This window comes from Streptomyces sp. NPDC026589 (assembly GCF_040638385.1).
Classification (GTDB): domain Bacteria; phylum Actinomycetota; class Actinomycetes; order Streptomycetales; family Streptomycetaceae; genus Streptomyces.
Window position 1 is genome coordinate 38,715 of sequence record NZ_JBEZYG010000015.1, and the last position, 25,467, is coordinate 64,181.

At 69.7% G+C, this 25,467-nt stretch carries 20 protein-coding genes; 9 read left to right on the forward strand and 11 right to left on the reverse strand.

Annotated elements, in window-relative coordinates:
- Positions 1-6: 6 nt before the first annotated feature.
- The 9 genes from AB0F29_RS25080 to AB0F29_RS25120 all read right to left on the reverse strand — a co-directional run bounded on the left by AB0F29_RS25080 (position 7) and on the right by AB0F29_RS25120 (position 14,733).
- Positions 7-1,851, reverse strand: coding sequence for a DUF6339 family protein (locus tag AB0F29_RS25080; protein ID WP_361875909.1), 1,845 nt, complete (start codon positions 1,849-1,851; stop codon positions 7-9).
- Positions 1,848-2,744 carry a hypothetical protein gene (locus AB0F29_RS25085; protein WP_361875912.1) on the reverse strand — a complete coding sequence of 299 codons (897 nt, stop codon included), beginning with the start codon at positions 2,742-2,744 and terminating at the stop codon, positions 1,848-1,850. Before AB0F29_RS25085 ends, AB0F29_RS25080 begins: the two co-directional genes overlap by 4 nt.
- Positions 2,741-4,714, reverse strand: a complete 1,974-nt coding sequence (locus AB0F29_RS25090) for a hypothetical protein (RefSeq protein ID WP_361875915.1) — start codon at positions 4,712-4,714, stop codon at positions 2,741-2,743. Before AB0F29_RS25090 ends, AB0F29_RS25085 begins: the two co-directional genes overlap by 4 nt.
- Positions 4,711-5,736: a PD-(D/E)XK motif protein gene (locus AB0F29_RS25095; RefSeq protein ID WP_361875918.1), complete on the reverse strand. Its 1,026-nt coding sequence runs from the start codon at positions 5,734-5,736 to the stop codon at positions 4,711-4,713. The genes AB0F29_RS25090 and AB0F29_RS25095 overlap by 4 nt, the downstream gene beginning before the upstream one ends.
- Entirely contained in the window at positions 5,733-8,285 is a 2,553-nt protein-coding gene (locus AB0F29_RS25100; RefSeq protein WP_361875921.1) for a Z1 domain-containing protein, read from the reverse strand. Before AB0F29_RS25100 ends, AB0F29_RS25095 begins: the two co-directional genes overlap by 4 nt.
- 251 nt (positions 8,286-8,536) lie before the next feature.
- Positions 8,537-8,968 (reverse strand): very short patch repair endonuclease, encoded by a 432-nt coding sequence (locus tag AB0F29_RS25105; RefSeq protein WP_361875924.1) that lies wholly within the window; start codon positions 8,966-8,968, stop codon positions 8,537-8,539.
- A gap of 10 nt (positions 8,969-8,978) precedes the next feature.
- Positions 8,979-11,939, reverse strand: a complete 2,961-nt coding sequence (locus AB0F29_RS25110; RefSeq protein ID WP_361875927.1) for a Z1 domain-containing protein — start codon at positions 11,937-11,939, stop codon at positions 8,979-8,981.
- Between the two features lie 49 nt (positions 11,940-11,988).
- Positions 11,989-13,518 (reverse strand): ATP-binding protein, encoded by a 1,530-nt coding sequence (locus AB0F29_RS25115; RefSeq protein ID WP_361875930.1) that lies wholly within the window; start codon positions 13,516-13,518, stop codon positions 11,989-11,991.
- Between the two features lie 210 nt (positions 13,519-13,728).
- Positions 13,729-14,733, reverse strand: a complete 1,005-nt coding sequence (locus AB0F29_RS25120; RefSeq protein ID WP_361875933.1) for an SEC-C domain-containing protein — start codon at positions 14,731-14,733, stop codon at positions 13,729-13,731.
- A gap of 350 nt (positions 14,734-15,083) precedes the next feature.
- On the opposite strand from AB0F29_RS25120, the gene AB0F29_RS25125 reads away from it, so the two are divergent.
- From AB0F29_RS25125 to AB0F29_RS25150, 6 genes are all read left to right on the forward strand, one after another.
- The gene (locus AB0F29_RS25125; protein ID WP_361875936.1) at positions 15,084-15,815 is read left to right on the forward strand and encodes a class E sortase; all 732 of its coding nucleotides are present in this window, start codon (positions 15,084-15,086) and stop codon (positions 15,813-15,815) included.
- A 37-nt stretch (positions 15,816-15,852) separates the two neighbouring features.
- Positions 15,853-16,080 (forward strand): DUF3311 domain-containing protein, encoded by a 228-nt coding sequence (locus tag AB0F29_RS25130; RefSeq protein WP_361875939.1) that lies wholly within the window; start codon positions 15,853-15,855, stop codon positions 16,078-16,080.
- A gap of 2 nt (positions 16,081-16,082) precedes the next feature.
- A complete protein-coding gene (locus tag AB0F29_RS25135) occupies positions 16,083-17,675 on the forward strand; it encodes a sodium:solute symporter family protein (protein WP_361876364.1) in 1,593 nt (530 codons plus the stop codon).
- Positions 17,676-17,758: 83 nt separating this feature from the next.
- The gene (locus AB0F29_RS25140; RefSeq protein WP_003968911.1) at positions 17,759-18,091 is read left to right on the forward strand and encodes a DUF6412 domain-containing protein; all 333 of its coding nucleotides are present in this window, start codon (positions 17,759-17,761) and stop codon (positions 18,089-18,091) included.
- Between the two features lie 117 nt (positions 18,092-18,208).
- Positions 18,209-18,979 carry a YidC/Oxa1 family membrane protein insertase gene (locus tag AB0F29_RS25145; protein WP_361875942.1) on the forward strand — a complete coding sequence of 257 codons (771 nt, stop codon included), beginning with the start codon at positions 18,209-18,211 and terminating at the stop codon, positions 18,977-18,979.
- A gap of 137 nt (positions 18,980-19,116) precedes the next feature.
- Positions 19,117-19,977, forward strand: coding sequence for a fumarylacetoacetate hydrolase family protein (locus tag AB0F29_RS25150; protein WP_361875945.1), 861 nt, complete (start codon positions 19,117-19,119; stop codon positions 19,975-19,977).
- A gap of 144 nt (positions 19,978-20,121) precedes the next feature.
- Here the strand turns inward: AB0F29_RS25150 and AB0F29_RS25155 are convergent, their stop codons facing one another.
- Positions 20,122-20,601 carry a heme-degrading domain-containing protein gene (locus tag AB0F29_RS25155; protein WP_361875948.1) on the reverse strand — a complete coding sequence of 160 codons (480 nt, stop codon included), beginning with the start codon at positions 20,599-20,601 and terminating at the stop codon, positions 20,122-20,124.
- Positions 20,598-21,770 (reverse strand): Gfo/Idh/MocA family oxidoreductase, encoded by a 1,173-nt coding sequence (locus tag AB0F29_RS25160; protein WP_361875951.1) that lies wholly within the window; start codon positions 21,768-21,770, stop codon positions 20,598-20,600. Before AB0F29_RS25160 ends, AB0F29_RS25155 begins: the two co-directional genes overlap by 4 nt.
- Positions 21,771-21,843: 73 nt before the next feature.
- Here AB0F29_RS25160 and AB0F29_RS25165 point away from each other — a divergent pair, with 73 nt between their 5' ends.
- From AB0F29_RS25165 to AB0F29_RS25175, 3 genes are all read left to right on the forward strand, one after another.
- Complete coding sequence (locus AB0F29_RS25165; RefSeq protein ID WP_361875954.1) at positions 21,844-23,136, forward strand: ROK family transcriptional regulator; 1,293 nt, start codon at positions 21,844-21,846, stop codon at positions 23,134-23,136.
- 81 nt (positions 23,137-23,217) lie between these two features.
- The gene (locus AB0F29_RS25170; protein ID WP_361875957.1) at positions 23,218-24,522 is read left to right on the forward strand and encodes a peptidase; all 1,305 of its coding nucleotides are present in this window, start codon (positions 23,218-23,220) and stop codon (positions 24,520-24,522) included.
- Between the two features lie 58 nt (positions 24,523-24,580).
- Positions 24,581-25,351: a GntR family transcriptional regulator gene (locus AB0F29_RS25175; protein ID WP_361875960.1), complete on the forward strand. Its 771-nt coding sequence runs from the start codon at positions 24,581-24,583 to the stop codon at positions 25,349-25,351.
- The last annotated feature ends 116 nt before the right edge of the window (positions 25,352-25,467 follow it).

Consider the following 25,467-nt stretch of genomic DNA (forward strand, 5'->3'; position numbering starts at 1 on the left):
GCGATCTTAGCTTCGCAAGGCGGCTGCTACCGCCTTGCCGACGGCGCGTGCCAGCGGCGGCGGCATGGCGTGCCCGATCTGTCGGTACTTGGAAGTCTTACCACCGGCGAAGTTCCAGTCCTCGGGAATCGACTGGATCAGAGCCGTCTGCTCGACCGTGAGCTTGGGCAGGGCGTCCATGGGGAAGTCGGGCCCGGGCGGAGTGTCGCCGAGGCTGTTGCCGTTCACCCCGAGAGTCTCCCAGGCTTTCTTGCTCCCTGTCGGACCCAGGTCCGCGCCACCGCGTCGGTCCGACCCTCCGACGAGTGCCGGTGCGACCCGGTCCGCGCGTTCGGCCCAGCGATCCGCCCCCGGCCAGCCGTTGGCGGCCATCGTGGGGCCGAGTACCGAACCGACGGTGGGCGGCGCGAAGCCGGAGGGCCGGGGCCACGAGAATCGTGTGCCGTAAGGGCGCTGCAGGGCGACGAGGAATCCGCTACGTCGATTCTGCGGGACCCCGAAGTCGGCCGCGTTGAGCACGCCCCAGTGGCATTGGTACCCGGATCGCTCGAGTCTCTCTGCGATCCATGAGCGATCCCGTTCGAAGGCGGGGCCGTCGACGAGGTCAGGGACGTTCTCCAGGAGTACGGCCTTCGGCCTGATGACAAGAATCAGTTCGATCGTCGTCCGCAGTACTCCACGTTCGTCGGAGCTGCCGCCCTGTTCGTTCGTCGCGGGTCTCACTCGCGGGAGGCCTGCACTGATCAGATCTATGCCGATGACCTCTTGGCGCTCGTATACGCGAAAGTCTGCGATATCCATGCAAACCACATCCCATGCGGGGCGGTTCTTCGCGATGGAGAAGCAGGCGTCGGCCTTGTTGTCGATGAGGAGTACAGGTTCGAATCCGGCCTGTTCCAGCCCGAGCGCCTGGGCGCCGCATCCGGCGCCAATCTCTACGGAGCGGAGCGGACGATCAGCCGGTGGCTCCGGCCGGAGTCTGGCCGGCAGGGCAGCCGAGCCATGCCCTTGCGAGGTATTCGGTTCTGCGGACCCGGTACCGCGCTCGGTGTCGGGCTTGTTCCGGGAGGTCGCCGCAGCGCGGGCTTTCCTGAGGGAGGCCCGCTGCACGTCGACCGACTGCTGAGCGACCGCCTGCAGTTCGTCGTCCAGCGCCTCCTCCTCGAGGGCGTCGAAGAGGACGAAAGGGGCGAGCCTGAGCAGGCGCTTGAGGAAGTCCCGGAGAGTCTCGCGTTCGTTCAGGCCGTGCAGGTCCAGCCCGTCCCAGACCCGGAGAATGGACCGCACCAGGTGTGGACTTCCACCCAGGGCGGCGCGCCGGGCATAGATCTGGTCGAACGCGGCTTCCCCGAGAATTTTCAGAGCCTCGTACGGTTCCGGCGTATCGGGGGATCTGACGAGCTGGGCTCGCCACCACAGCCGGCCGAAGACGTGCCTGGTGAGGTCGGTACCGAGAATGCGGTCCTTCGGCGGGTGTGGGTAGCGCCAGAACGCGACGTCGGGAAGGACGACCACAGCGAGAAACGCCCAGACGTCTCGCGAGGCGGCCTCGGCAGGCACCATCCCTGTCTCGGCGTGGAGAAGCGCCGCGAGAGAGAGGTCGAATTCGGCGTTGCGCACACGATCCGACTCACCGGGAAAGCCGGCGCGAGCTGCCAGCGCCAAGATGCCTTCGCGTAGCTCTCGCAGCCGATCGGCGGTCACCCTGTCGCCGCCGGTGGCCACGTACACCGACGATTCATGGGTGAAGGCCACACGCTCGGTCAGTTCGGAGGTCGAAAGCTGGTGGTATGCGGCGAAAAGTGGACCGGCACGGTCGGAAAGCAGCCGAGGATAGAGGTTGCTGATCACGATACCTCGAAGATCTTGACTGCTGCCTGCAGATCCGAGGCGAACAGGGAGGGAGACTGGCGTTGACGCAGACGGATATCAGGGATCGACTGGTCCGGGAAGAGTTTGCCGAAAAGGCTCAGCAGCGTTGAGCCGAGGGATTCATCGGGATAGTCCGAATCCTCGGAGAAGTCTTCATGGCTCAGCGCGTGCTCCACCATGAGGCGTGCGGTATCCGCATACACCGCCGAGAGCACGAGACGGTCTGTCGGGCGGGGCTTCCCAGCATTCTCGAAAGCTGCGGCCGTGACGGTGTTGCGTTCATTGACGAGCAGGAGCAGTGAGCCCATGGTCGCGCTTTCGAGACCACCGCTGATCTGTAGGTGCCACGCAGCATTGTCGGGGAAGGACGTGAGGGAGAAGTCGATCACAGCCATGGGGAACTGCGGCGCGTCGCCCTGCAGACGCAAGGCCCGTCGATCGCTCCACAGAATTGAGCCCGCCCTTCTGGGGGAGGAGGGTCGGGCATGGGGCCGGCGCTCGGCGAGGACCAGAGCGGTGTCGAGCAGAAGGAGGCCACCGAGGTCCGCACCGCGCAGCTCGAAATCGATCGTCACCGGGACGGTTCCCGTGTTTGGCAGTCTCAAATGCTGCGCCGGGCCACTGAGACTGGACCCGGTGGCCGTCCACACCGCGGACAGCATCAACGGGGAATCGGTAGGGAGGGCCGATTCAGCGCGTGCCCGGTCCAGGTCGACACTGACAACCCTGCTCAGACGAAGGTTCATCCGATAGTCCCAGTCCGGCAGCGACTCGGGCGCGGTGATGTCTCCGTCCGATGTGATCAGGTGCCAGTCCTCGGCAAGAACGATGTCCTCCGAGGGCGTGCGGTAAGGAAGAACGCGTCGAGTCATGTGGGCTTCACCGCTTCCACCCTGACCGTGATCTCCGTCATCGTGTCGGGAGCCGGGAGCACAAGCACGCGCCAGAGGGACTCGCTGCCATCGATCTGCATCACTTCGGCCGTGTGCACGTGGCCCTCGCTGTCTTCCCAACCGACAAGTTCCGGCATGACGGCTCCGATGGGCGGGTCCGTCTCGCGTCCGGCTGTGCCCGGCAGGGTAACGGCCAGATCCACCCGCACTTGTTGGGGGCCGGGAACGGGAAGCCGGAAGTTCTGGACGAGGAGGGAGGCCTGCTCGCGATCTTCGAAGGAAGGCTCGCCGATGTACTGGACCCGTGGTCGCTTTCGAGGCGTTGAAGCACCTCGCGACTGGGGCTCCGTGCCGTGTGCGTCCTCCGAACCGCCCCCGCCCCCGGCGGCCGGACCGATCGGGTTCTCGCCGGTAGCTGGACGGGCCCCCTCCGGCGGCTCGAGATGTGGGTTCTCGCGGGCTTCCCCGCGCCTGTGGCGGGGAATGGTGTTTCCGGGCTTCGAGTAGTCCGTGGCTCCGCCGATGCCCCAAGCTCCCCCCACCAGTCCTGAGAAGAAGGAGCTGGCAGCGCCCAGGGCGACATTGCTCGATCCGGAACGTGTGGTGCCACCGAGGGAAAGTAGATTATCCAGAGCTTCACCGATGCGACGGAATGTCGTATGAACGAACGTGCTCTCCGGCCTTTCGAGCGACTGGGGGTTCCAGGCGTCGTGCGTGGGAGGCTCGGCCTTGGCGTAGATCTCGTCCATTGACTCGTCGCCCCGGAAGACCCCGGCGTATCCCAGGTTCACGCTCGGAGGCTTCGGGCCCGGTCGATAGGTGACCACCAGCTCGGCGGGGCGCATCAGGCATACGTGGTGAACGATGTCCTCGATGCCGACCATGCGGGAAGCGCGGCTGGGCTCCAGTGGCGGCATGATCCGTTTCTCCAGCCCGAGACGACCGAGGTAACGCCTGGGTGACTTGCAGTGCAGACGGTCACCGTCGGCGGCGGTCATCTTTTCGTACGCCGTCACGAACATGTTGAGCGGTCGCGTCTCCCGAGGGTCCGGAACCGGGAGATCGTCGCCGTCGCAGGTGACGGAGAAGCGCATGGGCGCGGGCCGCTCGGGCGTGGAGATCATCTTGGGCCAAAGATGCCAGGCGATGGTGTCGGCGAGGTAGCCACCGGCTTCCTTCGGGGTGAGGCCGTCCAAGGCCGGATCGACGACCACGACTGTGGTCCCCGTCTCCTCTGCTCCGAACGGGCTGAGCCCGAGATTCCGAACGGTCGTGTCCGCATCGTGTCCAGTCAGCGGCTCGACTACACCGCCGGAGATATCTCCCCACCAGTGCCTACCCGTGTAGCGGCGATGTCCGCTCGTCTCCTCCACGCCGTAGCTCTTCCAGAGCGCGCAACCGATGAGTCTGGTCTCGTATCCCCCTTGAACTGTGCGGCAACGAGAGTGCACAAGGATCGTGCCGGTGTTGGACAGTACGTAGAAGATCCCTTTGCCGAAGCCGTACGTTCCGCCTCCGAGAGCGTTGTCGCGTGGCTCACCGATGTTGCGAATGAAGGACACGAAGTCACGCTCGATTGCGAAGGTATCCGCGCGTGTAGGGCCGCCGAGGCCCCGGGTGCCGCGGTCGGATACAGCCATGACACGGATCGAACTCCGTCTGAGACTCTCGCGCAGCGGGAAGTTGTCCCGCTGGGAGGGTGCACCGGCGAGTAGCAACTCACGCCAGGCACCCGCGTGGGCGGGGCTGACCGTGCTCATGTCGATGCGGTAGTCGACGGGCCCCGAGTGGTCGGGAGTTCGAGCGTCCCAGCTGTTCTGGGCCGACTCGCGCACCAGGATGGTGAGCAGGTCGAGCTCCGGTCGTCCGAGCTGGTTACGGATACCCTCGGCCGCAGTCGCGCCTTCCGGCGGATACGGCTGCGAGAACCAGCGGGGCGCTGCTGTCACGCGGGCTCCTGGGTCAGGCGTTCGAGTACGGCGGGGACTTCGTGGCTGTGCAAGGAAACGGGAGGCTCGCCGGACAGGTCGATCGAGTACGCGACATCGAGCGCGGCTGTCGTGAGGCCGGCGGACGCAAGTGCTTCGCCGGTCAGGCCGGGGAACTCGGGGGTGACCCGGTACCACCGTTCCTCGCCGACGCTGAACCGAATCTCGTGGTAGCGGTCAGTGTCGGTGGGGCGACAGCCGGCTTCAGCCAGCAGGTCGAGGAGTGCCCTTTCGTCATCGCACAGTTGAAGAGTCTGTCCGATCAACTCGGTGAAACCAATGCCGACTCCCGCCGCCGTCACCCTCTGGAGACGAAACCAGACAAGCCAGAGGTCGCCACCGGTAGGGGCTTCCAACTGGTCCAGGCCGTGGATTCGAGGCCGCCGGCCTTGGGCGGAGGCGCTCGTCTTCACCTCGACAGCGGTTGCCCCGCCCCAGAAGTCATGTCGATGGCCGCTCGGCCCACGCCACAGACGGTGCGCGCTGGGGTCCATCTCCAGAGTCCGCTTGAGAACCATCAGCTCACCGAAGAGACCGGCAATCTGCTCGGGGGTGAGTAGGGGGCCTTGTGCTCGAAACAGGGCCTTCCATCGGTCCAGTACGCCGTACAGCGCTTTGACCGGCGTGTGTGGCGACTCGCGTGTCGCAGCCAATACATCCACACACAGTTCTGTGAACAGGTCGCCGAAGTCGCCCTCCAAGAGCATGAGGTCGGCATAACTCTGGTATGAGTCCGCATCTTCGAGAGCTCGTTTGCTCAGCCGTAGGACCGGCCCGTCGGGGCTGCTTCGAATCTTTCGGTTCGCAGGAACTGGAATCAGCAGGTGCCGGAATCCGTCATGGTCCACGGCTGCTGACACCGGGCCCTGTTCAGTATCGATAGGCAACGGTGTGGCGCGCAGGCGGCGCTCGGACGAGGCCTGTTCGGCTTCGAGGGCATGCCAGGTGTTCTCGACGATTCTGCGGAGTGTCTCGTCGCTCACGACTCCTCCTGGTCGAAGACGCTGTAGTCCTCCTCCTCGATGGAGACGTTGGACAGGTCGGCGGAGATGTACCCTTCGACCTCGCTGTCGCCGTTCCTCGGGGCGGGGAAGACCATCCCGACGCCGATCACGTGCAGCTCGGCGTTCAGCGGCTCACGCAACTTCTTCGCGGGGCTCGGCTCGGAAACACTGTCGATGGGATAGAGGACGAGCAGACCGGTATCGGGCAGTTGCTTGCGACGTTCGGCCATGATCTCCTTCTCCGTCAGCTTCCCGGTGTCGCCCGCCAGATCCACCGCCGCATCACGTCGGCTCATCAAAGTTTTGATGTCGGCGAAGTCCGGGGCGGGGCTGGACAGAGCCAGTCGAGCACGGTTGACACGTCCGACGGCCACCTGAGGGGTGAATTCGAAGGCTTTGTCGATTCTCCCCGGGGTGCCGACGACTGCCACGTTCCATCGACGCAGAGAACCGGCCGCGACGCGCTTCTTGATGTACTCGCTGATCAACTTTCCGTCGTTCTCGGGAGATCGTTCGTGGAACTGATAGTTCGCCAGGAAATCAGTCACGACGTCGTGCGGCACATCGCGAAAGACGTAACGTCCGATGGAGAGCTGCTCATCCACCTGACGTGTGGACGCGAGCGATGCTGCGACCAGCTGACGTGCGGCGTCGATGTTCGCCTGCAGCCAAGAAGCATTGGTGTGGAAGAAATGAGTCTGGACTCGTTTGCCGCCGTAGGACGAAGCTGCGGTGACGGCAGCACGCATCTTGGCGGCCGCAGTCACGCGAAGCGCCGGATGGGTCCGCAGGCGAACGGCAAAGGTGAGAGGGCTCTCCGCCTCGGTCATGTAGACGTCGATGTCGCGGCGCATCTCGGTCTCCACCGTCGCCAGATGCCTGAACCATTCGGCCAGTTCGTCGGTCATCCAGATGCGAGGCAGGTCAGCGTACCCGTTGCGGAAACCGAACCAACGCCCCATCTGCAGAAGTGTGTCGTACGCAGAGACGGCACGTACGAAGTAGCTGACGGAGAGACCCTCCAGTGTCAACCCCCGGGAGAGGGTGTTGCCGCCGACAGCGATGGCCGTGACAGGGCCGTTCTCGTAGTCAAGACGATCTTCACTGCTGGAGTTGTCCATGATGACCCTGCAGCGGTCGAGCACTCCGGTCAGTTCCGGAGCGAGCTGATCGAAGGTCACCTTGGTCTCGCCGAAGTCATCGGCGAGCACTCGCGCGGTCTCCGCGTCCCAGAGTTCCCGTAGATCCTGCTGGGACTTCGCATCGGACAGCGACTGCGCGGTGCGGGCCCGAAGCCGCTCGAGAGGCCTGCGAAAGCTGTTGTGCACCGTGGTGTTCACACTGGTGTGAATCAGCATGGTGTTGTGAGGATTGCCGGCACGCCGTACGCGTCGGGCTGCGGCGACCATCCAGAAGTACTGGACGGCGCGGCGCAACGTATCGGTGATGACCGGCTCGAAGCCATCAACCTCCGCACGTGTGGAGGGACGGACCGCGGAGACGTCTGTGTCAGGAACGGAACGGATCATGTCTGACCCGTCGTCCACATCCTCCGGGTCGTCCCCGTCGAGGGCATAACGCCCGAACAGCACCTCGGTACCGAAGTGGCCGACCGGCTTCGGCAGGTTGACGACGAAGTCCTTCGGGTACAGATTCTGGGCGCTCGGGTCGATCAGCAGGTTCGCGAACGGCGAAGCGGTGTACCCGACGTAGGCGGACCGCGGCAGGCTGCCCATGATGCTGAGGATCAAAGGGTTGATCGACTTGGTTGCGACAGTAGCCTGGTCGGCCTCGTCGTCGATGATGAGTGCCGGGCAGTCGGCCAGATAGTCCGAAGCCTTGTCGAGCCACTTGGCCAACTTGCGGAGGACGGTCGCGTTCTTCTTCACGACGCACAGAACATGTGTCTTGTTGTTCTTCCCGAAGTACGAGGCCGGGTTCTCCTGCGGAGTGAAGTCGCGGTCAAGGCCGGTCAGCTGTGACCACAACGCTGGGTTCGGCTCGATGAGCTGTTGTACGAGTCGGGCCTGTGTCTGCCGGCGAAGGCCGTTGTGGATTCCTGCCAGGACAATGAACAACTTGTATCCGCGGTCTGCGGACTTGGCCATGACCGAGGTGAAGTTGGTTGTCTTACCCGACTGCACGTGACCGACGACGAGACCCCGCGTCGAGAACGACTTCTCCTTCGGGTGGTTCAACAGTGACAGAACTCGACTCGAGGAGTCGTCGAGGGCGGTGACCGACGGGGTGGACCAGCTGTCCTTGCTGAGCAGGTCGACGACTGCGGGCCAGCATTTGTCCTTCGGCTGGGGGCCGGTGTACCAGGTGACGTGGTTGTCCCGCACGACCGCACGTGGCTCTTCGAGTTCCTTGATACGAAGAGCCTGTTGTTCGTGGCGTTTCCGGATCTGTTCGACGATTTCGCGGCTGACACCGAGCTGCTCCAGCCGCTTGACCGCCTCAGAGGGTGGGAACGATTCCAGTAGCGCCTGGAAGGTGTCGTACATCGCGCCAGATTCATCGGTCATGAGGTTCGACCGTTCCCCGTTCTCTTCCGCTCGAGATAGCCCGTCGCCGGCCGTCCGCGTCTGCTGGCAGGGGAACGAGGCGAGGCCCGAGCCCTGTGCGACCTCTCCACTCTATTGGGTGAGTGAAGACTTGATAAGTGAAAGTGAAACCTTTGCGAAGGGCCTTCGGAGGCGGTCGCTCCAGTGCACTGAGACAGCTGTGCCGATCGCATCGGAACACCGCTGGGGTGCGCGGTTTCCGAAGGGCCGGGTCAGCTTCGGTCAGCTGCGATCGAATCCAGTGTGACCGCGATCCTGCTCGCGGCTGTCGGGGCCGCCTCGTGCTCCCAGAATCGCAGCACCGTCCACCCCGCCGCAGCCAGGTGTTCCGTCGTCTCCCGGTCCCTGGCCATGTTTCGGTCCAGCTTGTCCCGCCACCACTGAGCGTTCGACTTCGGTTGCGTGGCGTGCACGGGGCAGCCGTGCCAGAAGCAGCCGTCGATCATCACGGCGACCTTGGCCCGGGTGAAGGCGATGTCGATCGTGCGCCGGGGCATGTCCGGAACACGGACGTTCAGACGGAAGCGGTAGCCCGCCGCGTGCAGCAACTTCCGCACCGCGACCTCGGGCTTGGTGTCGCGGCTCACCTGGCGGCTCATCCGGGCGGAGACGCCGGGGGACGAGGGTTCGACCGTGCTCATCATCACCAGTCTCCTACGAACCGCCCGCCCCGCGTTCGATGATCGCGGAGTTCTTCCTGGTCGAATCGACGGTCCGGAAGCGCACCAGGCTCCTCTGCGGAGCGGTCGAGGAGCGGGGCGCGACGAGACCGAAGGCCATGACGAGACGCTCCGGGGCTATCGCACCCGTAGGGGATACGGCCGGGGGCTTCTCCTCCACCACGGGGTAGAGGACGATCACGCCGCGCCGCTCGCGCGCCAACGATTCCAGGCTTGCGTCACCGGCCCGGCCGGCCGCGTCGTTCGCGCGTGCGATCCGTAGTGCGGCTTCGCGATGCTTCGGCTCACTGATGGCGCCGAAGAGATCGCCCCGCCGCCGAGCACGGTGGGCGAGGGAGAGGGGACGGGATCCCAGGACGCTCGCCTCGACACGACGTGACGACGTCTGACGCGGGAGGATCACCAGCCAGTCGTCAATGCCGTCGGCACGTTCACCGGCGGAGAGAAGGGACTCCAGATGGGGTGAGAACTGGGAGGGGACCGACCACCGCAGTTCGCAGAGGATCTTGAGCAACGCCTCGTGATCGAGAGTGCCGACTTGAGCCTCGAAACTGCCGCCGAGGCCGCCGGCGGGTATGCCACGCGGCACAGTGACGGGGCCGGCGTCGAGCAGGTCCAGCACCGGCCGCCACACCTCCGCGTTGTGGCGCAGGTCCGCCGCGGCGGTCGGGTAGGCCGTCGGTTCGACCCACTCGCCCGGGGAGCGGATCTCCACCAGCTCCGCGTTGAACATCTTGTTGCGGGCGGAGGGCTTCAGCCAGGACAGGTGCTGGGAGACCAGGGGCGGGATCTGGGCCGGGGTCACCTGCGGCTTGCCGTCGATCAGGGTGGCGTAGCGGGTGAGCTGGGCGCGGAACGTCTCCTCGTCGCGGCAGATCGCCTCGAAGGCCTCGTACAGGTCGACCGTTTTGGTCCTGCCCGCGGGTTCCGCACGGCCGATGTAGAGGCGTACCAGGTCGCGGTAGCCGGGGCGGAAGCCGAACCAGCGGCCCATCTGCATCAGGGTGTCGGCCTGCTGGGTCCTGCGGCGGTAGTACGTCACCGTCAGACCCTCGACCGTGAAGCCGCGCGAGAGCTTCGTACCGCCGACGAGGATCTTCCACACGTTGGGGGTCCGGTCGAAGTCCAGCTCGGGCTGGTCGTAGTCGCGTTCGGTGTCGCCGTTGACGACGAGCACCGGCGTTCCGCCCGAGTTGATCAGTTGGCGGGCGCGGGAGACATGCGGCCTCAGTTCCTCGTACGAGGCGGGCGTGGGCAGCCCGTCGTCGGCGAAGCGCTGGAAGTCGGAGGTGAAGAGGGCCGCCAGGCGGGCGTGGCCTTCCTGGCTCGTGTAGCCGGCCTGGTGCCATATCGAGCTGATCCGTAGGGCCAGGGCGGTGTGCTCGGCCATGCGTACGGACTCGTGGACGAGCATCGTGTGGTGCCGGAAGTGGCTCTCCAGAGACGGGTCGTGGGCCGCGCGGAACAGCTTCAGCGCGCCGGTGAGGACGAAGGCGTCGAGGGCCTCCGCGAGCCGGTCTCCATGGGCGTCGTCGTAGATGCCGCGTACGTGTGCCCGCTCGGCGCTCCCGACGGCCGACTCGTCGGTACGGTCCAGGTCGTGGAAGTCCTGGACGCCCATGTAGCCCGTGGGACGCGGCAGGGAGATCAGGAAGTCGCGCGGGAAGATGTCCTCACCGTCGCCCGGGTCGACGAAGACGTTGGCGAACGGCGTCGCGGTGTAGCCCACGTACTGGGCGCGGGGGAGGAGTCCCAGCAGTTCGGAGATCTGGCGGTTGATCGCCGTACGGGTGACCTTGCCCTCCTCCCACTTCTTCGGGTCCGTCGTGTTGACGGACGCCTGGTCCGACTCGTCGTCGATGATCAGCGTCGGGATCTCGGAGAGCAGCGGGCCGCCGATCTTCTTGAGGTCCTTGATGAGCTTGCTCAGGACGGACTTGTTCTTCTTCACGACCATCACGCGGGCGGCGGCGCGGTGGAGGTTGTCCGGCACGTGCAGGGGCTGTGTGCGGACCTGTTTGTCGAATTCGAGGGCGCGGATCCCGGTGGCGAGGCTCTGGTAATCGTCGTCCCGGGTGGTGAGCCGCTCGATGTCGAAGGCGCCGAGCGTGGACGGGCGGCCGTGGTGGCTCACGAACTTCTCCGGCCAGTCCTCGTCGTCCTGGTAGTCGACGCCGATCAGGGCTTCCGGGTCGTCGGGGTCCGCGCCGCGCAGGATGTTCTCCTGGCCGATCAGCTCCATGTCCAGGCGGCGCTGGGTCTGCCCGCGCAGCAGGTTCAGCGTGCCGCCGAGGACGATGACGAGCCGGTAGCCCGCGTCGATGGCCTTCGCCGTGACGCCCGTGAAGTTGGCGGTCTTGCCGGACTGGACGTATCCGACGACCAGGCCCCGGGCACCGTAGGCGTCGGGGCGCATCGGGTCCGCGAGCCGCTCGACCACGGCGTGGCTGGCCTCGTCGAGGCCCGCCACGGCGGCGTCCGACCAGCCCTTGCGGCGCAGGAGTTGTTCGTACGCGGTCCAGTAGAAGGACCGGACCGCGGCCGTGTCGCGGGAGTACCACGAGGTCGGCGTGGTGCTGATGATCGTGGGGCCGGGCTCCTTGAACACCGGGACCGCGTGGTCCAGCACCTTGCGCAGGTCGCCGTCGAAGCCGAGGCGGTCGTACGCGTCCGCTCGCCGCTCGTCCGTACGGGGCGGGGCCGCGGACCAGTCCGCCTGCTCCGCGAGGTCCCAGGCGGTGAGCGTCCGGTGCCACAGAGTGGTCAGTTCGTCGCCCGGACCCGAGGCCGCGACACGGTCCCGGAACCGGCCCTGTTCCGTGTCGGCGGGCTCTTCCTCGTCGGCGAGGGCGAAGGCGAGCCTGGCGAAGTCCCTGGGCCCCCGGCGCATCGCGGCGAGGACATCGCCATGGAGGTGGAGCAGGTGGTCGGTCACGTGGCGGATCTCTTCTCCGGCGGGAACGGGGCTGTCGGGACGGAACGGGTCAGCGCGCGAGTTCGCAGCGCGCGGCCGTCACGAGGACGCTGTTCCAGAGGGCGATGTTGTCGATGTGCGTGGCCCGGACCCGTTCCTTCTGGAAGATCTCGTTGACCATGAGGTACAGCATGCTCTTTACCACCGGGGCATCGTTGAGACCGCCCCGGCGCCCGCCGTTGAAGACCTGGCGGTACTCCTTGTTGAGCTTCACCACCCGCTCCTCGCGGTCGAGTTCGAAGAACACGTCGGAGCGCAGGCTGTCCCAGCGGAACGTGATCGGGTCCTCGCCCTCCAGTTCGGGCAGCTCGTCGCGCAACGTGCGCTTCAGCCGCGGGTCGAGGCCCTTGCCCGCGGGGAGGACCGCCTTGCGCTGGGGTTCGGTGGCGCGCCGGGCCGCTTCCCGGTAGGTCGCCTCCGCCTCCTTGACGTAGGACGCGAAGTCGTTCCCCGCGCCGTCCACGGCCTGCTCCAGGCCGCGGGCGAAGGCCGGGGTGACGCTTACGCCGTCCTTCTTGACCGTGAGGCTGAAGACGTCGTTCGCCTCGGCCGGCAGGTCGACGGCGATCCGGGCGAGGGCGAGGTGGCCCTCCGGACTGCGCGTGCTGTTCCAGCCTCCCGCCTGGACGAGCCGGTCGTTGCGGTAGATGTAGAACCCCTGGCGCTCGGCGAGCGGGCCGATTCCCCGGAAGCTCACCAGCGGGGACTTCGGCTGCCAGATGTGGGCGGTCAGCGGGACTTCGCCGACGCCCTCCACCGGGGCGGTGAAGGTGCGCGGGTAGCCGGGCCGGCCGGAGATCCGGTAGCCGAACGGGTCGATCGGCTCGACGCCGCGGTGGTCGAGTTCCTCCCGCGTCGTCACGTCCTCGACGACGATGTCGACGTTGAAGTCGTCGCGGGCCAGGAAGCGGTGGAGGTGGAGACCGAGGTGGGTCTCCAGCTTCTCGATGGCGTCGTTCAGGAAGCGGTCGGCCTGGCCGGCGGTGATCGTCTCGAAGGACCGGACCCGGTCCCAGCGGACGATCGTGCCGTGCCACTCGATCAGGCCGTCGTAGCGGTCGACGAGCGCCTGGCAGTAGCGGGGGTCGACGATGTCGCACGTGAAGTCGGCCCGGGCGCTGGCGGTCAGCCAGCGGCGGCCGGTCGACGGACTGCGTCTGGTGCGGCTGATCACGGTGAGGGAGTCGGCGTGCGAGAGCGAGGCTGCCTTGAGGCCGGCGCCGAAGTGACCGAGGGAGCTGTCCCCGTACTCCTGGCGTCCGCCGACCGTCATGGCGGTGTCCAGCGTCTCGTCGTTCATGCCGGAGCCGTCATCCACGACCAGCAGTCCCACGAGCCGCTGGTCGTCGCGGAGGAAGCTGATCACGACGTTACGCGCGCCCGCGTCGATGGAGTTGTCGACGAGGTCGGCGACGGCCGCCTCGAAGCCGTATCCCTGGTGCGTCAGCGACTCGACGTAACGGGCCGCGGGCGGCAGGCGCTTGCTTCCCGCGGTCGGGATCTCGTACTGCCAGTCCGCGGAAGGCTGATAGGGCGGCATGGAGACTTCCTCACACACATGACGGGGCCCGTGTGGGGACGTCGGCCCTGAGTTGACTGTTGAAATGTGATCGTATGGGAAAGGTCCGGCGTCCGGGAATCATCGCGTGAATCGCCCCGTCCTGCCGTCGGCCGACCCTCGCGAACGACGCGGCCCGGAACCCCGCACCCGTCGTGCGCGGTTCCGGGCCGCAGCCGTCGGACATGGGGCTCACACCCCGTGGCACCGCCCATAAGCCTCCCCGCCGCCGCACCAGCAGGCGGCCGTGCGCGACGGGGGCCAGGGGATGGCTCGGCCCCGGGCGGCGAGGGTGGTGGCGTACTGGGGGAGGAGGCCCGGGGAGGCCGGGGACGCGGCCTCGGAGGCGGCGAACGCCTCGTACGAGGGGACCGTGCCCGTGACGATGCCCAGATTCGGGGTGCCCGTCGCGTGGAGGTCCCGGAGCGCGGTCTCCAGGCGGTCCAGGTGCGTGGCGCGGTCCACGTACTCCTCGGTCAACGCCGGGTACGCGGTGAGCAGTTCCCGCAGTTCGTCCTCGGGCCAGTGCAGGACGGCGACCGGGAACGGGCGGGAGAGCGCCGTGCGGTAGGTGCCCAGCTCCGCGCGGAGGCGGGTGATCTCGGCCTTCAGCTCGACCGGGTCCGAGGAGCCCAGCGACCACAGGCGCTTGGGGTCGTGGAGCTCGTCCAGGGGGACCGGGGCCGTGTGCAGCTCGCCGGCCAGCTCGTCCCAGGCGTCGTGCTCCAGGCCCATCAGCCTGCGCACCCGGTGGCGGCCGGTCAGCAGGGACTGGACGGCGTACGGGACCTCCTCGCCGGGGGCCAGCAGAAGGGTCAGCGCGGTAGAGAGGAAGTCGTGCGCCGACTCCAGCTCGTCGTGCGCCTCCAGGGTCTCCGCGGCCACCTGCCACGGCGCCGCGTCCAGCGGGCCCGCGGTACGGATGCCGTCGATGATCGCCCGGGCCTCGGCCTCGTGGCCGTACTCCCAGAGGTTGGCCGCCTTCAGGGACTTGATCAGGTGCGGGTTGTCGACGGTGGCCTCGGGGGCCCCGAGCAGGTCGTCGTAGAGCGTGCTCGCGCGGGCGCGGTCGCCCGCGAGTTCCAGGTGGGCCGCGGCCTGGAGGATCAGCGGTTCGTGGTCCTCGGGGTACTGCGCCGCGGTGCGGAGCAGACGCTCGGCTTCGGTGGTGTGGTCGGCAGGCGTGTCGGGGCGCATGGACCACACGGTACTGCCGGACGGCGGCGGCGTGGAGGAGAGGGCGGGGATGAGAAGGGGGGATGAGGAGCGGGGATGAGAAGGGGGATGAGGAGGGGGAGAAGTCTGGAGAGTTGTGGGGTTTGCCCCTACCGTGCGCGCCATGCCCGTACGGGGTCGCCGTGCGCCTCATGCCCGTACGGGACCGTGCCCGCCGTACGGGGCAGTGCGCGCCGAGGCGGAGCGGAGAGGTGACGTCGATGCCGCGGGAGTGGGGAGCTGTGCCGGGACGGGGACGAGGGGTTCGGAGCCGGTCGGCCGTGCGAAGCGGCGGGCGCGGTGCGTCGCGGTTCTTCGCCCGGGGGCTGTGGGTGTCGGCCGAGCTCGTCGTGTCCCTCGGTGTCGTGCTCCTCCTCCTTGTCGTCCATCAGCTGTGGTGGACGAACCGCGAGGCCCGCGCCGAGGCCGGGAGCACCGTGCGGAGCCTCCAGCGGGAGTGGGACGAGCCGGCCCCGGAGGGCTTTGACGGTGACGCCGGTGAGCGGGAGGGGAGCCCCCGGCCTTCGGCCTCCGGTCGTGAGGCCGAGGCCGAGCCGGTCCCACGGCCGGTGGCGTCCGACGCCTCCACCCGTCCCCGGTCCGCGCCCCGCTGGGACCAGGCGTACGCCGTGCTGCGCATCCCCCGGATCGGGCTCACCGCCCCCGTCGCGGAGGGCACCAGCAAGGGCGGGGTCCTCGACCGGGGGTACGTCGGGCACTACGCCCGCACCGCGCAGGCCGGGCAGGCCGGGAACTTCGCGCTCGCCGGGCACCGCAACACCCACGGCGAACCCTTCCGGCGCATCGACCGGCTACGGAGCGGCGACCGGATCACGGTCGAGACCCGGGACGCCGTCTACACGTACACCGTCGGCAAACGCCTCGCGCGGACCGCCCCTTCGGACAGCGGGGTCATCGCGCCCGTGCCGCGCAGCAACATCACGACCTCCGTCGGCTACAGCGCACCCGGCTACTACCTCACGCTGACCACCTGCACCCCCGAGTTCAGCTCCCGCTACCGGCTCATCGTCTGGGGGAAGCTCACCTCGATGCGCCCGCGGTGACGGAGACCCCGGGCATCGGGGGGCGTAGGGTCCCTGGGTGTTCGGAGTGATCAGACGACGCCCCCAGTTGCTGTGGCTGCTCGTCCCTTATGTCCTGTATCTCGGTGCGCTGCCGTTCGTGAACCGGGTCACCCCCCTCGTGTTCGGCGTGCCCTTCCTCTTCGTGTGGCTCCTCGGGGCGACCCTCCTCACGCCGGCCGCCGTGTGGCTCGCGCGGAGAGGGGACCGCCGGGACCAGGACCGGCGCCGGGGCGGTCGCGCGTGAACGTGAACGCCGCCGTCGCCACCTCCGTCTTCGCCGTCTTCATGGTCGCCACCGTCGCCCTCGGCCTCCTCGCCCTGCGCGGGCGCGGCAAGGGCGGCGGGCTCGCCGAGTGGTCCGTGGGCGGGCGGAGTCTGGGTCCCGTCTTCATCTGGGTGCTGATGGCGGGCGAGGGCTACACCAGCTTCAGCTATCTGGGGGCCGCCGGCTGGGGCTACAACTACGGGGCGCCCGTGCTGTACGTCGTCGCGTACATGTCGTGCGGCTACGCGATCGGGTACGTCGTCGGGCCGATGCTCTGGGGGTACGCCCGCCGGCACGGCCTCGTCGGGATCACCGACATGGTCGCCCACCGCTTCGGCCGGCCCTGGCTCGGCGCGGTGGTCGCGGTGCTGGCCACCGTCTTCCTGCTGCCGTACATCCAGCTCCAGATCACCGGCATGGGCGTGGTCCTCTCCGTCATCTCCTACGGGGCCGTCAGCCTGAACTGGGCCTACTTCGTCGCCTTCGCCGTCACCACCGGCTTCGTCGTGGTCAGCGGGCTGCGCGGCAGCGCCTGGGTGTCCGTGCTGAAGGACGTCCTGGTCATCGCCACCCTCGGGTTCCTCGCGCTGTACGTCCCGCTGCACTACTTCGACGGGTACGGGCCCTTCCTCGACCGGCTCGTCACCGAGAAGAGCGACTGGCTGACCCTGCCGGGACACGGGGGCGGCGGGGGCGGGGACGGGGGCGGCAGCGGGTTCGGGGAGCTGTGGTTCATCAGCACCACGTTCCTGAACTCCCTGACCGTCGTCATCTTCCCGACCACCGTCGCCGGATACCTCGGGGCCCGTAACGCCGACGCGCTGCGCCGCAACGCCATGTACCTGCCCGCGTACAACGTCCTGCTCTTCGTCCCGATGCTGCTCGGCCTCGCCGCCCTGTTCGTGGTGCCGGGGCTGGCCGGGGCGGAGTCGAACCTCGCGCTGTTCAAGCTGGTCGTCGACGCGCTGCCCGCCTGGGCCGTCGGCCTCGTCGGGGTCGCCGCGGCGCTCTCCTCCATCGTGCCCATGGCCGTCTTCATGCTGGTCATCGGGACGATGTGGGGGCGCAGCGTGCTGTCGCTCGTGCCGCGTCTCGCCGAGCGGCAGAAGTCCGCCGCCCAGGTCGTCGTGGTCGTCGCGGGCGGCCTCGCGCTGCTCCTCACGTACACCGCCCCCAACACCCTCGTACGCCTCTCCCTCATCTCGTACGAGGGGATGGCGCAGCTGCTCCCGATGGTGCTGCTCGCCCTGGTCTGGCGGCGGCTCACCTTCCGGGGCGCGTTCAGCGGGCTGATCGTCGGCGTCGCGGTGGTCTGCGTCCTCGTCTTCAGCGGGAACGATCCGGTGGGGGGCGTGAACGCCGGGCTCGTCGCCCTCGCCGCCAATCTGGCCGTCGCGTTCGCCGTCACCTTCGCCGGGCCCCGCGACGCGGATCCGCGGCCCGACGCCGAGGTGCTGGCCCATGACCCGGTGGAGGAGGACGACGAGCCCCTCGCCGCCGCCCGGGCCGCCCGAAGCGCATCCGATGGCGCATCCGATGGCCCACCTGATAGTGCATCCGATCATCGTGTATAACGAATGGAGTGCCGTACGCACCCTCGTACGGCAGCAATGAGCCTCACGGAGAGGCGCTGACGAAGGGGCGGGAGGTGCACACCGTGCGGGATGCCAACGCCCTGCGCCGCGCCTTCGCCCGGCTGCTCCGGCCCGCCGGGCTCCTCGTCCTCTTCCTCACCGAGGTCCTCCTCGCCGAGGGCGGCAGCCTCTCCGCGGCCGTCGCGCTCGCCGCAACCGCCGCCGCCGGATCCGCGCTCCTCGCCTGCTCCGTCATCAGCGCCCGCTGCGCGTCCCCGGTGCCCCGCACCCGGGTCCGTACGGCCATCAGGGACCGGGAGAAGCGCACCGCGTTCCTCCCGCAACGCGACCCCGACGCCCGGGGCCGAACGCGGCCCCGGGCACCTGGGCACGCCCTCCTGACGGCCGCCGCGTAGCGAACCCCGCGCCTCTTCCGCGTGCGGTGCCCCCGCGCCGGTCGTCATGCCGAGTGATCACCCCGTACCTCCTCGCAGGTACCTCCCGGCACGACGAGACCCCCGGAGGGCTCACCCATGTCCGCCTTCATGTCCGCTTTCGCGAGCCTGGTCGGCTCCCTCGCCGACCTGCTCCAGCCGTTCTTCCAGACCGCGTCCACCGCCGCCGCGATCGTCCTGTTCACCGCGCTCGTCCGGCTGGCCGTCCACCCCCTGTCGCGGGCCGCCGCACGCGGGCAGAAGGCCCGCGGCCGGCTCCAGCCGCAGATCGCCGAACTCCGAAAGAAGCACGGGAAGAACCCGGAGCGGATGCAGAAGGCGATCATGGAACTGCACGCCGCCGAGAAGGTGTCGCCGCTCTCCGGGTGTCTGCCGAGCCTGCTCCAGATGCCCGCTTTCTTCCTGCTCTACCACCTGTTCTCCAGCAGCTCCATCGGCGGCGAGCCCAACGCGCTGCTCAGCCACGACCTGCTCGGCGCACCGCTCGGCGGGCGCTGGCACGACGCGCTCGCGCACGGCGGCGTGTTCGGCGGCCAGGGCTGGGTCTACCTGGGGCTCTTCGCGATCGTCACCGCCGTCGCCACGTTCAACTACGGACGCACCAAGCGGCAGCTGGCCGCCAACCCGATGACGCCCGCCGCGGGCCCGGACGGACAGGCTGTGCCCGGCATGGGCGCCATGGCGAAGGTGATGCCGCTGATGTCGTTCTTCACGCTGATCACCGTGGCCGTCGTGCCGCTGGCCGCCGCCCTGTACGTCGTCACCACGACCACCTGGACCGCCGTCGAGCGGGCCTGGCTGTACCGCGACATGCCGGTCGCCGGCAGTGCCATGGCCACAGCGGCGTAATCGGCCCACCCACCACGCCGGTCCAGTGTGTGAACGAGGTCTTGCGGAGTGATCGCAACTCTTGGACGATCGGCCAAGTCCTCCGTCGGCCGCAACCCGCCGGAGGGCCACCACCTCGACCAAGAGGAGTTGGACCGTTGAAGCTGCTTCGAGTCGGTACGGCGGGCGCCGAGCGCCCCGCACTTCTCGACCGCGACGGGACTCTGCGTGATCTGTCGGGGATCGTCCCCGACATCGACGGCGAGCTGCTCGCCGACGCCTCCGCGCTCGCCCGGGTACGGGCGGCCGCCGGGACGCCCGGCGTGCTGCCCGCCCTGGACGCGACGGGGCTGCGGATCGGCCCGCCGCTCGGGCGCATCGGCAAGATCGTGTGCATCGGGCTGAACTACCACGACCACGCCGCCGAGACGGGTGCGGAGATCCCGGCGGAGCCCATCCTGTTCTTCAAGGCCCCCGACACCGTCGTCGGGCCCGACGACACGGTCCTGGTGCCGCGCGGCAGCCGCAAGACCGACTGGGAGGTCGAGCTGGCCGTCGTCATCGGGCGCACCGCCCGCTACCTGGAGACGGCCGAGCAGGGCCTCGCGCACGTCGCCGGGTACGCGACGGCGCACGACGTCTCGGAGCGCGAGTTCCAGATCGAGCGCGGCGGCACCTGGGACAAGGGCAAGAACTGCGAGACGTTCAACCCGCTGGGGCCCTGGCTGGTCACCGCCGACGAGGTGCCCGACCCGCAGGCCCTGCCGCTGCGGCTCTGGGTCAACGGCGAGCTGAAGCAGAACGGCACCACGGCCGAGCAGATCTTCCCGGTCGGCGAGGTCGTCCGCTACCTCAGCCACTTCATGACGCTCTACCCGGGCGACGTGATCAACACCGGTACGCCCGCCGGGGTCGCGATGGGGCAGCCCGAACCGAAGCCGTACCTGAGGGCGGGCGACGTGGTGGAGCTGGAGGTGGAGGGGCTCGGCCGGCAGCGGCAGGAGCTGAAGGGGGCGTAGGCCGGAGCGGGCCGGGGGCGCTGTGACCGGGCCCCCGGCCCCGTACGTACGCTCCTCAGGCCCCCCGGGCCCCGTACGTACGCTCCCTCAGGTCCCTGGCCCCGTACGTACGCTCCTCAGGTCCCCGGCCCGTATTTACGCTCCTCAGGTCCCCGTTGTCCCCGCGAACCGCTCCAGCGCCTCGACCACCATCGCGTGGTCCTCGGCCTGCGGCAGCCCGGACACCGTGACCGTGCCGATCACGCCCGCGCCCTCCACCGCGATCGGGAACGAACCGCCGTGCGCCGCGTACGTGTCCGGGTCCAGGCGCGAGGACTCCTCGAACGTGGTGCCCTTCGCCCGGAACCGGGTGCCCACCAGATACGAGCTCACGCCGTACCGCTCGACGACCTTGCGCTTGCGGTCGATCCACGCGTCGTTGTCCGCACTCGAACCCGGCAGCGCCGCGTGGAAGAGCTGCTGCGCGCCGCGCCGGATGTCGATCGCGACCGGTGCGTGCCGCTCCCTGGCCAGCGAGACCAGCAGGCTGCCGAGCGCGAACGCGTCGTCGTGGGAGAAGTGCGGGAGGGTGAGCCGGCGCTCCTGGGCGATCAGCTCGGAGAGGGTGGGGGAGACGGTGCTCATGCGCGCAGCTCCTTCGCCTGCCGGTCCTTCGCCCGCTGGTCCTCGTCGTGGTGGGGCAGGAGGGTGACGGAGACGCCTTCGCGGGCCGAACGGCGCGCGGCCTCCAGGACGTCCAGCGCGGCGGCCGCCTGCGACGCGGTGACCGGGTTCGGGCCGGCGCCGCGTACGGCGGCGGCGACGGCCGCGTAGTACGCGGGGTAGTCGCCGGGCAGCGTGCGGACCGGGGCGCCGCCGCCGGTCAGCGGGGACTCGCCGGAGCCGAGGCGGCCCCACAGTTCCCGATCCTCCTCGCCCCATGGCTCACCGGCCACCGGGCGCAGGCCCTCGCGCAGGGCCGCCTCCTGCGGGTCCAGGCCGTACTTCACATAGCCCGCCTTCGACCCCAGCACCCGGAAGCGCGGGCCGAGCTGGGCGGTGGTGGCGCTGACGTACAGATGCGAGCGGACCCCGCACGCGTGGGTGATCGCGATGAAGGTGTCGTCGTCCGCCGCCGCGCCGGGACGCCGTACGTCGGACTCGGCGTACACCTGGACCGCCGGGCCGAACAGCACCAGCGCCTGGTCGACGACATGGCTGCCCAGGTCGTACAGCAGACCGCCGATCTCCTCCGGGTTGCCCGACTCGCGCCAGCCGCCCTTCGGCTGAGGCCGCCAGCGCTCGAAGCGGGACTCGAAGCGCTGCACCTCGCCCAGCTCGCCCTCGGCGATCAGCCCGGCGAGGGTGCGGAAGTCGTTGTCCCAGCGGCGGTTCTGGAAGACCGAGAGCAGCAGCCCGCGCTCCTCGCCGAGCGCCGCGAGCTCGCGCGCCTCGGCGGCCGTCCCGGCGACCGGCTTGTCCACGACCACCGGCAGCCCGGCCTTCAGCGCGGCCGTCGCCAGCGGGACGTGCGTCCGGTTCGGCGTGGCGATCACGACGAGATCCAGCTCGTCGGCGCGCTCCCACAGCTCGTCCGGCGAGGCGGCGAGGCGGACGTCGGAAAACGCGGCGAGGGCCTCGGCCCGGCGCTCCTCGTTCGACGTGACGACCGTGTCGAGGACCAGCCCGTCGGTCGCGGAGACCAGCGGGGCGTGGAAGACGGAGCCGGCCAGGCCGTAGCCGACGAGGGCGACGCGGAGGGGAGTGCCGGTGGCGTCGGTGGCGTCGGTGGCGTTGGGGGCGTTGGGGGTCATGCATTCCACTTAAGCAACGCTGTTGCCAAAGTGCAAGCGACCGGCACAATGGGGCGGTGAAGAGGAGCGAACCGTGAACGGGACCCGCACGAAGGCCCAGGGCGGGGTGGGTCTGCCGGCCCTGCGTCACCACAACGCCGCGCTGGTGCTGGACCTGCTGCGGGCCGCCGGGGCGGAGGGCATCAGCAGGCTGGAGCTGGCCGAGGGCACCGGCCTCACCCCGCAGGCCGTCAGCAAGATCACCGCCCGGCTGCGGGAGGACGGGCTCGCCGCCGGCGCGGGCCTGCGCCCCTCCACCGGCGGCAAGCCGCGCACCGTGCTGCGGCTCGTCCCCGACGCGCAGTTCGCCGTCGGGCTGCACCTGGACCGCGACGGGCTCACCGCCGTCCTGGTCGACCTCGCGGGCCGGCCGGTCGCGGTCACCCGTGCGCCGCTCGACCTCGGCGCTCCGGCGGACCGGGTCCTCGCGGACGCGGCGGACGCGGTACGGGACCTGTGCGCGGCCGAACCGCACAAACCGGTGCTCGGCGTCGGCGTCGCCGTGCCCGGCCCGCTGGACCACCGGGACGGCGTGCTGCGCCGGGTCACCGGGTTCCCGCAGTGGGACGGGTACCCCCTGCGCACCGCCCTGGCCGAACGGACCGGGCTGCCGGTGGTGCTGGACAAGGACACCAACGCCGCCGCCCTCGCCCTGGCCCTCTCCCTCGACGAGCCGCGCGGCGACTTCGCCTACCTCCACCTCGGTACGGGGCTCGGCGCGGGCCTGGTCCTCGGCGGCGAGGTGCACCGGGGCGCGCGGACGGGGGCGGGCGAATTCGGTCACCAGACCCTCCAGTTGGACGGCCCGCTCTGCGGCTGCGGCGGACGCGGCTGCATCGAGGCGCTGTGCCTGGCCGCCGAGGCGCGCGGCGACCGGGGGGACGCCGCCCGGGTCCTGGGCACGGGCGCGGCGAACCTGGTCGGCCTGCTCGGCATCGACCGGGTGGTCCTGGGCGGCAGGGTGGTGGCCGCCGACGAGGACGCGTACGTACGGGGCGTCCGGGCCGTGATCGAGGAGCGGGCGGCGCGGGGCGGGGCGGGCACGGGGGTGACCGTCACGGTCGCCCGGGGCGGTGACCGGCCGGTCGCGGAGGGCGCTGCGCAACTGGTGCTCGCGCCGGTGTTCGGGCGGGTCGGGCGTGGGCCGGGTGGGGAGTCGGGCCGCGGGCCGGGAAGCGAGCAGGGGGTCGGGGGAGCCGGACAGGGGAGTCGGGGGAGCCGGACAGAGGAGTCGGGTGGGGGGACGAGGCGGGGAAGCAAGGAAGGGAACGACGCGGAGGCGCAGTCGGGTGATCCTATGAATCAAGTCGGCATGTCGACTCTCTGAGTCCGCGCGCGCGTGGTGGTGTCGGAGGCCACCACCGAGGCCCCCGCCCCGGTCGTCCGCGAGCAGTGAAGGGTGACCTCCATGCCCCCCACCTCCGGCGCACGGCTGCGTGACGCCCGTGCGCTCGCCGCCCTCGGGCTGGCCGCCGGGATCACCGTGCCCGCCGCGCTCCTGGGCGGTCCGCAGGCCGCCGCCGCCCTGCCGGCCGCGTCCGTGCCCGCCTCCTTGGCAGCCGACCGGCAGCCTGTCTGCGGTGACCGGGAGGCCAAGGACTTCCCCATCGAGACCCGGATCCAGGACGCCCCGGACAGATACGCCTCCGGCGGCGGCTACGGCACCTGGTTCCTCGACCTCACCAACACCACCGACACGTCCTGTCGGGCCCTGCACCCGGTCCTCGTCCTCGCCGACCGCGACCGCAGGCTGACGTCGGACCAGATCCAGCTGGAGTTCTCCGAGCCCGGCCGCCCCGGGATCGAGCACCGGGTCACCTGGGAGCGCACCGACCGCGACGAGCAGATCGGCGTCTTCGGCGGCGAGCCGGACGATCGGCGCGAGAAGGCGGAGGGTGGGGAGGAAGGCGAGGTGGGGACATCGAGTGACACGGGCACGGACGCGGGCACGGGCACGGACGCAGGCGCAGGCGCAGGCGCAGGCCCCGACGTCGATGTCGATGTCGATGCCGATGCCGATGGCTCCGGCGCGGACTCCTCCGGTGACGCGTTCCTCGGGTTCACCGTTCCCGCCGGCGCGACCGTCTCCGTGCGCGTCCGGATGGCCTTCACCTCCGACACCGCCCCCGGCCCGGTCACCGCCCACGCCGCCGTCGTCCAGCGCCGCCATCAGGACAAGGCCAAGGGCGGCGGGCGCGAGGACGGCGAATGGGTGGGGGAGTCGGAGGACTACCCCTTCGTGATCGTCGACGGCGCCACGGGCGGCATCCGCGAACCGGAACAGCCCCGGTCCGAGCGCCCGCAGCCGGAGAGCCGCCAGCCGGAGAGCCGCCAGCCGGAGAGCCGCCAGCCGGAGAGCCCCCGGTCGGAACGCCCCGACCCGGATCCCGCCGACCCGGATCCCGCCGACCCGGAACGCGCCGAACCGGGCGACGGCACCCGCACGGACCCCGGCGCCGGCCGGGACCCGTCCCCGGACCGCGACCCCGGCCCCCGGCCGCCGACCCGCCCCGGAGCCGGGGAGGAGGGCAGGGGCGCCGACGAGGACGGCCCCGGACGCCCGCCCCGCGACGGCCCGGGCCGCCCGCTCCCCGAACTCGCCCGCACCGGCCCGGAGTCACTGGCCTGGACCGGGGCCGTCGCCGGGGCGCTGCTGCTCGGCGGGGCCGCCCTCGTGTGGCATGCCCGCCGCTTCCGCCGAGCCTCGGACTGACCGGCAGCGGCGGAGCCCGTAACGCCGCCCGTTCACCCGCGTCTGCAACCATCGGGCCGTGGACTACCCGAACGACCAGGCACCTGGCGCACCGATCCGCTCCGGCATCCCCGAGCACGGCCGTATCCCGAAGTACTACGCGGTCAAGGCCCGTATCGCGGTGCTGCTGGACGAGTTGGGCGAAGGCGGGCTCCTGCCCACCGAGCGGGAGCTCGCCCAGCGGCACGAGGTCGCGCGCGAGACCGTCCGCCAGGCCCTGCGCGAACTCCTCCTGGAAGGGCGGCTGCGGCGTCAGGGGCGCGGGACGGTCGTCGCCGGACCCAAGCTGGAGCAGCCGCTCTCGCTGGCCAGTTACACCGAGGGCGTCCGCCGCCAGGGCCGACGGCCCGGCCGCCACCTCATCGGCCTGGACCGCTTCCCCTGCCCCGAGGCGCTCGCCGTCGAGATCGCGGTCGAGCGGGGCGCGCCGGTCTGGCACCTGGAGCGGGTGCTGCTCGCCGACGACGAGCGCGTCGGCCTGGAGAGCACGTACGTCGGTGTCGCCCGCGTCCCGGACCTGGACACGGAGTTCGACCCGGACTCCTCCTTCTACGCCTACCTGCGCGACCGCCTCCAGATCGCCTTCGGCGACGCCGACGAGCGGATCGAGACCGTGCTCGCGACCCCCCGCGAGGCCCTGCTCATCGGGACCCCGCCCGCCCTGCCGATGCTCCTGATCCACCGGCTCTCCCGGGACGCCGACGGCCGGCCGCTGGAGCGCGTGCGGACCCTGTTCCGGGGCGACCGCTTCTCCTTCTCCGCCCGTCTGCGAGGCGAGGAGCGGAGCTGAGAGGAGGGGCCGTTGCCTGCTTCACCACGCGGCCCGATCCCCTTCCAGGTCACGAGAAGGTAACGGGTCTGGTCCAAACTTGCGGGGTCGTTCACCGTCCCGTCGGTGAACGGATG

Coding starts and splice junctions, on each gene's coding strand:
- AB0F29_RS25085 (WP_361875912.1), bottom strand. CDS start 2,744: ATGACTCGACGCGTTCTTCCTTACCGCACGCCCTCGGAGGACATCGTT.
- AB0F29_RS25100 (WP_361875921.1), bottom strand. CDS start 8,285: ATGACCGATGAATCTGGCGCGATGTACGACACCTTCCAGGCGCTACTG.
- AB0F29_RS25105 (WP_361875924.1), bottom strand. CDS start 8,968: ATGATGAGCACGGTCGAACCCTCGTCCCCCGGCGTCTCCGCCCGGATG.
- AB0F29_RS25115 (WP_361875930.1), bottom strand. CDS start 13,518: ATGCCGCCCTATCAGCCTTCCGCGGACTGGCAGTACGAGATCCCGACC.
- AB0F29_RS25120 (WP_361875933.1), bottom strand. CDS start 14,733: ATGCGCCCCGACACGCCTGCCGACCACACCACCGAAGCCGAGCGTCTG.
- AB0F29_RS25145 (WP_361875942.1), top strand. CDS start 18,209: ATGTCCGCCTTCATGTCCGCTTTCGCGAGCCTGGTCGGCTCCCTCGCC.
- AB0F29_RS25155 (WP_361875948.1), bottom strand. CDS start 20,601: ATGAGCACCGTCTCCCCCACCCTCTCCGAGCTGATCGCCCAGGAGCGC.
- AB0F29_RS25160 (WP_361875951.1), bottom strand. CDS start 21,770: ATGACCCCCAACGCCCCCAACGCCACCGACGCCACCGACGCCACCGGC.
- AB0F29_RS25170 (WP_361875957.1), top strand. CDS start 23,218: ATGCCCCCCACCTCCGGCGCACGGCTGCGTGACGCCCGTGCGCTCGCC.